The 11750-nt window shown below is 63.9% G+C and carries 8 protein-coding genes; 3 read left to right on the top strand and 5 right to left on the bottom strand.

Annotation, left to right across the window (positions count from 1 at the left end; all coding sequences use genetic code 11):
- Positions 1-8: 8 nt before the first annotated feature.
- The 5 genes from arsJ to PJW05_RS15735 all read right to left on the bottom strand — a co-directional run bounded on the left by arsJ (position 9) and on the right by PJW05_RS15735 (position 6888).
- Positions 9-1241, bottom strand: coding sequence for an organoarsenical effux MFS transporter ArsJ (gene arsJ, locus PJW05_RS15755; protein ID WP_271407948.1), 1233 nt, complete (start codon positions 1239-1241; stop codon positions 9-11).
- Between the two features lie 17 nt (positions 1242-1258).
- On the bottom strand, positions 1259-2263 hold the full coding sequence (locus PJW05_RS15750) for an ArsJ-associated glyceraldehyde-3-phosphate dehydrogenase (protein ID WP_271407947.1): 1005 nt from the start codon (positions 2261-2263) through the stop codon (positions 1259-1261).
- Between the two features lie 91 nt (positions 2264-2354).
- On the bottom strand, positions 2355-2711 hold the full coding sequence (locus PJW05_RS15745) for a metalloregulator ArsR/SmtB family transcription factor (RefSeq protein WP_271407946.1): 357 nt from the start codon (positions 2709-2711) through the stop codon (positions 2355-2357).
- Positions 2712-3007: 296 nt separating this feature from the next.
- Positions 3008-4021, bottom strand: a complete 1014-nt coding sequence (locus PJW05_RS15740) for an SCO family protein (protein ID WP_271407945.1) — start codon at positions 4019-4021, stop codon at positions 3008-3010.
- A gap of 20 nt (positions 4022-4041) precedes the next feature.
- A complete protein-coding gene (locus PJW05_RS15735) occupies positions 4042-6888 on the bottom strand; it encodes a multicopper oxidase domain-containing protein (protein WP_271407944.1) in 2847 nt (948 codons plus the stop codon).
- 452 nt (positions 6889-7340) lie between these two features.
- Between PJW05_RS15735 and nhaA the strand changes: the two genes are divergently transcribed.
- The 3 genes from nhaA (at position 7341) to PJW05_RS15720 (ending at position 11733) form a co-directional block, all read left to right on the top strand.
- Positions 7341-8732 carry a Na+/H+ antiporter NhaA gene (gene nhaA / locus PJW05_RS15730; RefSeq protein WP_271407943.1) on the top strand — a complete coding sequence of 464 codons (1392 nt, stop codon included), beginning with the start codon at positions 7341-7343 and terminating at the stop codon, positions 8730-8732.
- A gap of 239 nt (positions 8733-8971) precedes the next feature.
- Entirely contained in the window at positions 8972-9376 is a 405-nt protein-coding gene (locus tag PJW05_RS15725) for a hypothetical protein (protein ID WP_271407942.1), read from the top strand.
- 569 nt (positions 9377-9945) lie between these two features.
- Positions 9946-11733, top strand: a complete 1788-nt coding sequence (locus PJW05_RS15720; RefSeq protein ID WP_333908706.1) for a multicopper oxidase family protein — start codon at positions 9946-9948, stop codon at positions 11731-11733.
- Positions 11734-11750 lie beyond the last annotated feature (17 nt).

Raw genomic sequence — 11750 nt, 5'->3', positions numbered from 1 at the left:
GGGCGGGCTCAGGCGCCGGGCGCCGGGCTGGTGGCGTGCCGGGGCAGGGCGATGGAGATGAGCGCGGCCGACAGGACGAACGCCGTCGAAATCCACAGGCAGGCTTCCAGCCCCCATGCCTGGAACACCCAGCCGGACAGCAGCGTCCCGATCAGCCGGCCGAGCGCGTTGGACATGTAATAGAAGCCCACATCCAGCGATACGCCGTCTTCCTGGGCGTAGGACACGATCAGGTAGCTGTGCAGCGACGAGTTCACCGCGAACAGCGCGCCGAACAGCATCAGCCCGCCCAGCAGCACCACCTGGGCCGACCAGCCTGCCGCAAGGCCGCTGGCGATGGCCGCGGGCAACACCGCCAGCAGGCCGGCCCAGACGAAGGCCGCGCGGCCATCCGGCACCTGGCCGCGCTGCTTGCCGGTGATGGCCGGGGCGAGGGACTGCACGATGCCGTAACCGATGATCCAGGCCGCGAGGAAACCGCCCACCCGCCAGAAGTCCCAGCCGAAGACGGTGCTCAGGTAGACCGGCAGCGCCACCACGAACCAGACATCGCGCGCGCCAAAGAGGAACAGTCGCGCCGCCGAGAGGATGTTGATCGCCCGGCTCTTGGACAGCAGGTCGCGGAACTTCGGCTTCGCCTTGGCCTTGCCGAGGTCCTTCTTCAGCATTGCCAGGCTGCCAAGCCAGATCAGTGCCAGCACCGTCGCCATGGCGAAGAGGGCCCCCTTGAAGCCGAGCAGCGCGAGCAGGGCGCCGCCGAGGAAGAAGCCCACGCCTTTCAGCGCGTTCTTCGAACCGGTGAGGATCGCCACCCACCGGTACAGGGTGCCTTGCTGGCTGTCCGGCACCAGGAGCTTGATCGAGCTCTTGGCGCTCATCTTGTTGAGGTCCTTGGCGATCCCCGACAGCGCCTGGGCTCCCATCACCCAGGGGAGGGTGAGCCAGGCCCCCGGCACCGTGAGCATCAGCAGTGCGACGACCTGCATCCCGAGGCCGATGTTCATGGTGCGGTTGAGCCCCAGCCGCGCGCCGAGGTAGCCGCCCACCAGGTTGGTGATGACCCCGAAGATCTCGTAGAACAGGAACAGCGCGGCGATCTGCAGCGGCGTGTAGCCCAGCGCGTGGAAGTGCAGCACCACCAACATGCGCAGGGCACCGTCGGTGAGGGTGAAAGCCCAGTAATTGCCGGTGACCAGCAGGTACTGGCGGACTTCCGTGGAGAGGCCTGACAACGCATTCATGATCGCCGCGCGCTCCTTCAGCCTGCCAGGCCGACCAGCCGGGCCAGCTCGACGGTGCGGTTGGCGTAGCCCCACTCGTTGTCGTACCAGGCGTAGAGCTTCACCTGGGTGCCATTGACCACCAGGGTGGACAGCGCGTCGATGATCGACGAGCGCGGGTCGGTGCGGTAGTCGATGGACACCAGCGGGCGCTCCTCGTAACCGAGGATGCCGTTCAGCTCATGCTCGGCGGCGCGCTTGAGCAGCTGGTTGACCTCTTCCGCCGTGGTGGCGCGCTCCACCTCGAACACGCAGTCGGTCAGCGAGGCATTGGCCAGCGGCACCCGTACGGCATGGCCGTTCAGCCGGCCGCGCAGCTCGGGGAAGATTTCCGCAATGGCGGTCGCCGAGCCGGTGGTGGTGGGGATCAGGCTCATGCCCGAGGCGCGGGCACGGCGCAGGTCCTTGTGCGGCTGGTCGAGGATGCTCTGGGTATTGGTCAGGTCGTGGATGGTGGTAATGGAGCCGTGGCGGATGCCCAGGTTCTCGTGGATCACCTTGACCACTGGCGCCAGGCAGTTGGTGGTGCAGGAAGCGGCGGTGACGATGCGATGTTCGGCGGCCTTGAACAGGTGCTGGTTGACGCCCATGACGACGTTCAATGCGCCTTGCTCCTTGACCGGCGCACTGACCACCACACGCTTCACGCCCTGGTCCAGGTAGGCCTGGAGTACGGCCACCGTCTTCATCTTGCCGCTGGCCTCGATCACCAGATCGCAGTCCGACCAGTCGGTGTCGGCGATGGCCTTGTTGGCGGTGACCTGGATGCGCTTGCCGCCGATCACCACGCAATCGTCCTCGGCGCCGGCCTCATGGTGCCAGCGGCCGTGTACCGAATCGAAGTTCAGCAGGTGGGCGTGGGTGGCGGCGTCACCCGCGATGTCGTTGATGCGGATGAATTCCAGCTCCGGCCAGTCCCAGGCGGCGCGCAGCGCCAGACGACCGATACGACCGAAACCGTTGATACCGACTTTGATGCTCATGCTCGTGTTCTCGGGAGAGGGGTGAAATCAATGGCCAGCGTCGAACTGGCCGATCCAGTCGACGTGGGCCGTGTGCCAAGTGGCTTAGGGCTCAGCAGCAGGCGGTGGCGCGCTCGGGGCGGTCACCCATGCCATCGAGCCGCTTCGAGTCGGGGCTCAGCCAATGCGTGTTGGCCCCCAGTACCGTCGTCAGCACGCTGTGTACCCAGTCCGGCAGGTTGGGATGCAGGCGGTAGTACACCCACTGCCCCTGGCGGCGATCCGCCAACAAACCACAGGTGCGCAGCTGCGCCAGGTGGCGGGAAATCTTTGGCTGGCTCTCATCCAGGGCGCAGGTCAGCTCGCAGACGCACAGCTCCTCCTCGCGGGTGATGAGCAGCATCAGGCGCACGCGGGTTTCGTCGGCCAGGCATTTGAAAACGGTGGTGGGGGTCAGTGGGTCAGCCACGGCGGCCTCGGCGTTTACTGATTCTGTCGATCCACCCATCGCGAAGGCTGGCGGAAAGGGGCTGCCAAAGCCGGAGCGGGGTATTTGGGGGTTACTTTATATATGGAAAATCAAATATATGGAAATTCGAATATTGCGCAGGCCTTGCGCACGGCGGCATGGGGCGGGATGGGCGGGGAGCCGAGCTGACCCCGGCTCTCCGTGCGGGGCGAGGCTTTGCCGCTTTGGAGGATGCGCCAGCCCGGCATTTGGGCGTATGAGGCGGAGCAGCACCTCGGCGACTGGACTTTCCCGACTCAGTGGGAGTTTGGCGTGGATGGGACTTTTTTCGTTTGTCCCAATCGCCGGTCTTCCGCCTCCAGGTACTTCATCAGCGCCAGGACGTCGGAGTCGGCCAGGCGGAGGTTGGGCATGGGTACCTGGTCGTATTGCCGGAACAGGCTGCTGGCCAGCTCATCCCCTTCCGCCAGCAGCTTGTCCGGCTCTTTGATCCAGCGCGCCAGCCAGGCGGGGTCCCGTTGCCGGGTCACCCCCAGAAGGTCCGGGCCGATGCTGCGAAGGGCACTGAGTTCACCGGCCTGGGCGCCGATGGTATGGCACGCGCTGCAGCGGGTGCGGAACAGCTGTTCCCCGGTCGAGGGCGGGCGGATGGCGGGGGCTTGGGTGTAGTCCGGTGCGGGGCTGTTGTCCTGCTTCCAGTTCTGCAGGCTGTTGGCGAGTTTGTCGACGAGGATGTAGGGGTTTTCGAAAGGGGAGGCCTTGATCCACTGCCCGGTGGCCTGGTTGCCGATGATCAGGCTGAGGTTGTGCTGTTTGAGATCGCCCGGTTCTTCCCCTTGCGCCAGCAGCCCGAGACGTTCCCGCAACTGGGTGATCGCGTCGTAGTCGCCGGTCAGGAAGAGCCAGCCCGGCGCCACCTGGAATTTCTCCGCATAGGCCTTGAGTACCGCTGGCGTGTCGTGGAGCGGGTCGATGCTGATGGAGTAGAAGTGGATATCCCGGCCCACGCGGTCGCCGAGGATTTTCTGCACCTGGCGCAGGCGCGCGGTTTCCAGCGGACAGGTATCGCCGCAACTGGTGAAGATGAAGTTCAGCAGCACCACATTGCCGTCGATCAGGTCGTCGAAGAAGCGCAGGTGACGCCCCTCGTGACTGGTCAGCAGCGTATTGGGGAAATAGTTGGCGCCCCAGGTCGATGTTGCAGCCGGCAGGGGAGGGGAGCCCCCTGCCAGCATCCGGGTGCCGATTGCCGCGCCGAGCAGGGCCAGGGCTGCGACCGCGACCAACCTCCTGCGCAGCTTTCCGTTCATCGTCCGGTGGCCTCGCGCGCTCAGTCTTCGACGTTGTCGGTGCCTTGCGGGCCGACGCCATCGCCTTCGCGGAAGGTCGGCAAGGCCACCGAGCTCACGTACTTCACGCCGTCCCAGGTGGGCAGCGGCGTGGGCATCAACTGGACCTGGCCGGGGTGCTCGAGGTCCCAGCGCAGCAACATGGAGGTGTCTTCATGCTGGGTGTTGTGGCAATGCTCCATGTAGGTGCCGGCGAACTCGCGGAAGCGAATGGCGAGTTCCACTTCCTTCAGGCTGTCCTCTTCCCGGCCGATGCGATAGACGTCCTTGCGCGCCCATTTCTCCCACTCCGGCGGTGCCTTGCCGCCCCGGCTGAGGATGATGCCCTCTTCGAAGTGGATGTGAACCGGATGACTCCAGCCGCCGCCGGTCTCCAGTTTCCAGATCTCCAGGGTGCCGGCGCCGCTGTAGCCGGCCGGCATGGGGCCGCTGGCCAGTTGCGGGGAGGCCGAGATGCGCCTGGGGTCCATGGCGAAGCCGCGCGCATTGTTGGCCAGGGGAATATCGTCGGTGCGGATGGTCCAGGGGGCGTCGTCGGTGCCATTGGACCGGCCGAACTCGAATCGGCGATGACGCGCCTGGCTGAGCAGCACGCGGTCGCTGGGGTCGTCGGCATGCAGCGTCAGCGGGATCATCACCTTGCCTTCCGCCTTGCCCGGTTTGGCGGGTTCGTAGTCGGCCGGGTTCATCGCCAGGTCCTGGCCGCTGTAGGGCTGCACGCGCAGTTCGAGGAACTTGCCCACGGCCGGGTCGCCCTTGTCCCACATCAGCCCCTTGCTCGACTGCTTGAGCACCGGCTTGTACTTCTCCGAGAGGACGTCGGCCAGCGCGATGGCCTTCTTGCTGCCTTCGCCGGTGTCGTGCTCCAGGAGGTTGACGACGTACAGCTTGTCGCCGGGCTGGATCCCCGCCTTGGCGAAGTTGACGATGATGTCGTAGCGCTCGGCGATGCCCTGGCTTGGCAATTCGCCGAAGTGGTCCTTGAAGTTGCCGTCGTGGTCCAGGTCCAGCGTGCCGTCGAACGGCACCGCGTGCTCCATGATGTTGCCGTCGTTGGCGATCATGTGGAACGGGACTCGCGCATACGAATAGTTCGCCCCCTTGGGCCCCTTGAGCTCGCCGCCGGTACCCTTGACCTCGCGGACGATGGCCAGCTTCAGGAAGCGCGACACCGAGCCGTTGAGGATGCGGAAGCGGTAGCTGCGGGCGCGTACGTTGAAGTACGGCTTGTAGAGCCAGTTGGTGAGGATCTGGTCACCGAGGAAGCCGTCGGTGTTGAAGGGGTTGAACCACAACTGGCCCTGCTGATCCCACGCCTTGTCGGCGATCAGCAGGTCCACGTCATAGTCGCGGTTACCCCACGACAGGCCCGTGCCGCTGGGGAAGCGCAGGTTGATGCCGTCTTCGAAGGCCTCGTTGCCACGGTCCACGGCGCTGTAGTAGTTCATCATCGCCGCGTTGCCCTTGTAGACGTTCTGCGCGGTGAAATCGAGCATGTGGTCGTGGAACCAGTGGGTGCTCATGGTTTCGCGCCAGTCGCCGCGAATCTGGATTCTGCCGCTCTGGCAGGTTTTCAGGCCCGGACTTTCGTCGTTTACCCAGAGGGTTTCGCCCGCCTCGCAGGGAAAGGCCGCGCGCGGGTCGCTGGCGGTGGTGTTGATGCTGTCGTAGCCGCCCAGCTGGATTGGCCAGCGGTAGTCGTAGTACTGGCCGGGAAAGAAGAAGGCGTTGGTGTAGCCGTCGCTCTCGGCCGGGGTGTGGCCATTGTGTTCGTGGGTGGTGATGGTGTGCAGGCCGAAACCCCGGTTAGCCGCCGGGTCGATGGGCAGCGCGTTGTAATGACGGAACAGCAGCGGCTGGCCGTAGCGCACCATCAGCAGTTTCGGCGGGAAGGTGCCGTCGAAGGTCCACAGGGCGTTGTGGTCCTGCACCGGCATGTTGGGGTGGAAACGTGGCTGGATGCCGGCGGTGGTGCCGTTCGTGTACGGCAGGCCGGCGGTGTTGTAGTAGAGCCCGCCCGGGGCGAACTCACCCTCGGCATACCGGTGCCGCTGGTAGTGGTCGCGCACGCCACCATTGGCGCGGGCGCCGGCCTGCACCGTCTTGATGTCCCGTTGCGGGTAGAACTCTTCCCAGCGCTGGTGCGACCACCCCTTGCCCGGTGGCCGTCCCTCCGCCGGACCCAGTACCGGACGATGGAGGAAACCCCGGACCAGGGCGTTCCAAGGGTTGCCGTCCACGACATTGGAATACTGGGCAGGGAAGGGGAACAGACCGGGGGTCGCCAGGAAGGCGTCGAGGTCATGGCCCGACGGTCCGCTGCGATAGAGGTTGGAAGGGTCCTGCTCCGGCGCGGCGCCCAGGCTGGGTTGAGGAAATCCCGCGGCGGGCGGCGGCGCGCTTGGGTCCAGCGGTTCCAGCCCGAAGGCTTCGAAGCGCAGCATCTGCTGGCTGAAGGGCTGGGCATTGAACAGCGGGCTCGGCCGGCCATTGGTGGGAATGTTGAAGGCCGTCTGCTGGCCGGGCGGCAACACATTCTCGGCCAGTACGGTCGCCCGGTTGCCTTTCACTCCGCCGGCTTGCTCGAAGGCACCCTGGTTGGCCGGTGGCAGGCCCTTGAGGATCTTTCGCGTATCGCCGGCTTTTTTCGGTTGATCGGTGTAGGCCGAGGGGTCGCCAGGCGGGGGCTGGTCGGAGGAGGGACCTTCATCGGCCGTGGTAAGTCCGATGGCGAGCAGAATGCCAATGGCCAGCGCGGACTGGCGAGTGCGGCCGCAGGCCGGGTGCCTGGAGCCGTTGGTGGCGGTTTCGGGACGGCGGCGGGACATATCCACCTCTTCGACGTGGACTGAGGGATAGTCACGGTCAACGGGCCACTGGCAGGAAACACGGCACGACAAGACTCATCGGGACAGACCTTGCCCGCCCGCCGAGTAGGAGTGTTTGGAGTAGTGGCACTATGGCCTCGAATCGATCTTTTTCCCTGTAACTAAATGTGTCAATGTGCAAGCGATTCGCATTTGGCGAAAGGTCAAAAAGTCGGCATCAGTGGTAGCGTCCAAGGTGCGGCGTCAATCTGCCGTCTCCGGGGCGGCGCCGGACCCGGATTGGCAATGGTGGAAGCCGGGGCCTGGCCGCATGATTCCGGGGGCTTCAGGCCGCTAGGCAAACCGGGGGCATGGAAGGTAAGGTAACCGCCGGGTGTCGTTTCTGCGCGCTGCAGTCAGACAGGTTTCTTGTGTCGGTCGGGCCGCCGCACAGTAGTCGAGAACGAGCGACCATGAACCAGCATCCTTCCCGCGAGGTGTTGCCGGCTGCGCAACGCGTGGCTGACAAGGCCTTCAATTCCCTCGAAAAATTCCTCCACATCGAAGCGCTCAGTGGCGTGGTCCTACTGATCGCTGCCGCCGTCGCGCTGATCTGGGCCAACTCGCCCGCCGCCGCCAGCTATGAACACCTCTGGCACACGCCGCTATCCATCGCCCTGGGTGACCATGCCATCTCGTATTCCCTGCACTTCTGGATCAACGATGCGCTGATGACCGTGTTTTTCCTGGTGGTCGGTATGGAGATACGCCGGGAGATTCACGAAGGGGCGTTGGCCGACATCAAGCTGGCGACCCTGCCGGTGGTCGCCGCGTGCGGCGGGGTCCTGGTGCCGGCCTTGCTCTATCTCTCGCTCAATGGCAGCGATGAATTGCGCCGGGGCTGGGCGGTTCCGACGGCCACCGACATTGCCTTCGCGGTGGGGGTCCTGGCCTTGCTCGGGCGCTCTGTCCCGGCTTCGGTGCGGGTGTTCCTGCTGGCCCTGGCGATCATCGACGACATCGTCGCGGTGCTGATAATCGCCCTGTTCTATTCCGGGGGGCTGGATGCCCTGGGCTTTGTCATCGCCGGTGCGGGCATCCTGCTGGTGCTGGGCTTGCAGTGGATTGGCGTCGGCTCGGCCTATGCCTACCTGCTACCCGGTGCGTTGCTCTGGTATGGCCTGCTGAAAACGGGCGCCCACCCGACGCTGGCGGGGGTGGTGCTGGGGCTCATGACCCCGGTGCGCCCGGTCAAGGTCATCGAGCAGCCGCTGCAACTGGCGAAGCAGGCGATTCAGGATTTCGCCGAGCGCGAGCAGGCGTCGCACGGCGATACCAACGAGCTGCTGGTGCCTATCAGGCAGCTCAGACAGGCGCAACGTGAACTGTTGCCGCCGGTGACGCGTGTGCAAATGGCCCTGCACCCCTGGGTCGCCTTTCTGGTGATGCCACTGTTCGCGTTGGCGAATGCGGGGGTGAGCCTGGCCGGCGTGGACCTGGACGATGGCGGTTCCCTGGCGGTGCTTACCGGGGTCGCGCTGGCCCTGGTGGCCGGCAAGCCGCTGGGGGTGCTGAGCTGCAGCTGGCTGGCGGTGCGCATGGGGTTGTGCAGCCTGCCCGCGGGGATCAACTGGTCCTGGATGACCCTGATCGGCTGTCTGGCGGGGATCGGATTCACCATGTCGATCTTCATCGCCAACCTCGCCTTCGCGCAGCAGGAGCTCTTGAGCGCCGCCAAGTTGGGGGTGCTGATCGCCTCGCTGATCGCGGGTGTCATCGGTCTGGCCTTTGGCCGCGTGCTGGCTGCGCGCGCGGTCGGTCAGTCCGGCCGCGTGTTAGGCCCGGATTCTAGGCCGCGCTCATGACGACGGTCCCCTGTTGCAGTCGGGCGCGGAGTGTTCGCAGGCGTCGGTAGCCCTGATGCAACCCGGGAAGGGACCCACCGCCGAACCCCTTCCAGTCGTTGAGCGTTCGGGGTTCGGCGACGGCGATTACCGGGGCTCGATGACCGAACGGCCGCATCTTCAGACCCAATGACAGAGTGGGCGCTGCATTATCGTCTACGGTTTCGACTTGACGGAGTCTGATTCCGGGAGAGTCAGTCATGAGTGTCTGCAAAGTACTGTGGCTTCCGCTGTCGCTATTGTTGTCGACGCATATTCTGGCAGCGCCTGGTGTGTCAGATGATAACGCCAGGGTGGCAACGGAAGTTAATCAGTCAAACGCCTCGGATAATAATTCCATAAACACCCAGGGGCGAAAGGTGAATGAGGAACATCGAAAAGCAATCGAGGCACACATCAGGCACTCCAACTATCAGGTCAGGCTGCTGATGCGGTCGGCTTCCATGTCAAATATTGATACGGTGCTCGACGCCATAGATGCACTACGCAAAACCAATGAAAAATGCGTCCAGCACATCGAGCTTTGTCGAGATGTTGATACCGCGTCCAATACCGCGGGAGTTTCCAGCCCGCTTCAGTCATTTGGCGTCGATTCAAAGCTGTGACCGGTCTCGCATGGTTTTCGCCTTCAGGGCGGCCCCTTTTTGTTCGGCGAGTATTTCAAGTTTTATTGATTTTTAACCTCTGGTATTTGCTGGGTTGGTCACCTGGTTTTTAACGCTGTGGCCCTATTGCTCCTAGGTGTCTGATTTCTTGAGGATGCTGTCACTCGATTGGCGCTCATAATATGACTAAATATCAAAAGTCACTTTGCCGGGTGGCTGTTAATTCTGGGGAGAATAAGACGGATGGGCGATAGTTATTTATCAATGGCCGGTTGTGGTTAAATTGCCATTATTTTCAAGGATATTCTTTACAATTTGTTATCATGGTGCTTTGGTTGGGGTGTGGCAGGGGTTCTGCGAAGCCTTGTGCTTGTTGGTCCTGTGTCACTCATTCAAATCATCAATACATACAATAATTATTGATTGGGGGGATGGGAGGCCCCATGAAACATCCAACTCCTGAAACACCTGAAGTCGAGGACAACGCTAGGGCGAACAGTCAGTCCCCCAGAAGAAACTTTCTCAAACTGTCCGCGACGGCGCTGGCGCTATCCGCAACCGCGGTACCTTTGAGCCTGACCGCGAAGAGACGCCGCGATCGTGATCGCGATGACGATGATGAGGACGACGATGACGTCCGTGTGCTCATCCCGCCGAGTCCACCGACCATCCCCTGGCAGATCGAGCTTCCCCAGGAAATCCCGGTGCTCCAGCCGGTCACCCTGGACCCTGCGCCGACCGAGGAGGCGAATACCGCCGCGGGCGAGGCGGGGCGTGCTCCCCACCAGCGATTTACCGAACTGGGCGTCGCGGTCACCTATGAACTGACCGCCCTGGAGCGGCCGGACTGGGTGTTCAATCCGGCTTATCCGCCCCAGAGGGTCTGGGGGTATGCCGGCAACACGCGGGGCGCCACGGCCCCGGGACCCACCATTTTCGCGCGCTATGGCCAGCCGATGATTCTGCGTATCCACAACGGGTTGCCTCAGGATCACGTCGGCTTCGGCTCCCCGGAAATTTCCACGCACTTGCACAATGCCCATACGGCGTCGGAGAGCGATGGTTTCCCGGGGGACTACTACAGCGCCGTCAAGGCGGGGCCGACGCTGGCCTCGCCCGGTGAGTTCAAGGATCACCACTACGGCAATATCTACGCCGGCTTCGACGAGTTCCAGAATGGCATCGGCGATCCGCGCGAGGCGCTGGGCACGCTGTTCTACCACGACCACACCTTCGACTTCACGGCGCCGAACGTGTATCGCGGCCTGGCCGGGTTCTACCTGCTCTTCGACGACATCGACTCGGGCGATGAGCATGACCCGAGTCCCAGCGCCCTGCGCCTGCCCAGCCACCCCTACGACTATCCGTTGATGTTCAACGACAAGCGCTTCGACCCGGAGGGCATCCTGTACTGGGACCAGGTCAGTCCCGAAGGGGTACTGGGCGACAAGATCTGCGTGAACGGTTATATCGAGCCGGTCTTGCGGGTCGCCGCGCGCCGCTATCGACTCCGCCTGCTCAACGGCGGGCCCAGCCGTTTCTATGAGTTCTACCTGGTGTCGTCGCGCGATGTGGAGCAGAAGTTCACCTACATCGGTAACGACGGCAATCTGCTGCCGGCGCCGCTGCTGAACCAGACCAAGGTTCGTCTCGGGGTCACCGAGCGCGCCGACATCGTCGTCGACTTCTCCCGCTACGTGGTGGGCACGGAGCTGTACCTGGTGAACCGCCTGACGCACCGGCCAGACGATACGCGGCAGCCCAAGGACGTGCGCGAGCCGGGCGTCCGGGTGCTGAAAATCATCGTCGACCGCTTCCCCACCGAGCAGGACGTGAGCCAGGTGCCACCGGTGTTGCGTCCGCTGCGACCGCTCGATCCGGAGGAGATCGCCGCGGCCCCGGTGCGGCGCTGGGTATTCGAGCGCAGGAACGGCATGTGGGCGGTGAATGGCCGATTCTTCGACCCGACCGTCGTCAGTGCGCGAATCCGCCAGGGCAGTGCGGAGGTCTGGGAACTGGTCAACCCCGAAGATGGCTGGGACCACCCCATCCATATCCACTTCGAGGAGGGGCGCATCATCAGCAAGACCGTGAAAGGGCGGGAAGTCCCCATTCCACCCCATGAGGTGGGCCGCAAGGACGTCTTCGTGCTGGGCGAGGACATGACCATCAAGGTCTTCCTGCGCTTCCGCGATTTTCTCGGCAAGCACCCCATGCACTGTCACAACCTCATCCACGAGGACCACGCGATGATGGTGCGCTGGGACATCGAAGCGGATACCAGCGGCCCTTCGCCCAACAGTGGCAGCGGCAGTGCCGATACCACTCGACAACCTGGCAAACGGCGAATCGGCTGATCCGGCAAGAGGAGGTC

Source organism: Pseudomonas sp. Q1-7, from assembly GCF_028010285.1.
Classification (GTDB): Bacteria; Pseudomonadota; Gammaproteobacteria; order Pseudomonadales; family Pseudomonadaceae; genus Metapseudomonas.
This window is presented reverse-complemented; position numbering and strand designations above follow the sequence as displayed.

Coding starts and splice junctions, on each gene's coding strand:
- nhaA (WP_271407943.1), top strand. CDS start 7,341: ATGAACCAGCATCCTTCCCGCGAGGTGTTGCCGGCTGCGCAACGCGTG.
- PJW05_RS15740 (WP_271407945.1), bottom strand. CDS start 4,021: ATGAACGGAAAGCTGCGCAGGAGGTTGGTCGCGGTCGCAGCCCTGGCC.
- PJW05_RS15750 (WP_271407947.1), bottom strand. CDS start 2,263: ATGAGCATCAAAGTCGGTATCAACGGTTTCGGTCGTATCGGTCGTCTG.
- PJW05_RS15735 (WP_271407944.1), bottom strand. CDS start 6,888: ATGTCCCGCCGCCGTCCCGAAACCGCCACCAACGGCTCCAGGCACCCG.
- PJW05_RS15725 (WP_271407942.1), top strand. CDS start 8,972: ATGAGTGTCTGCAAAGTACTGTGGCTTCCGCTGTCGCTATTGTTGTCG.
- arsJ (WP_271407948.1), bottom strand. CDS start 1,241: ATGAATGCGTTGTCAGGCCTCTCCACGGAAGTCCGCCAGTACCTGCTG.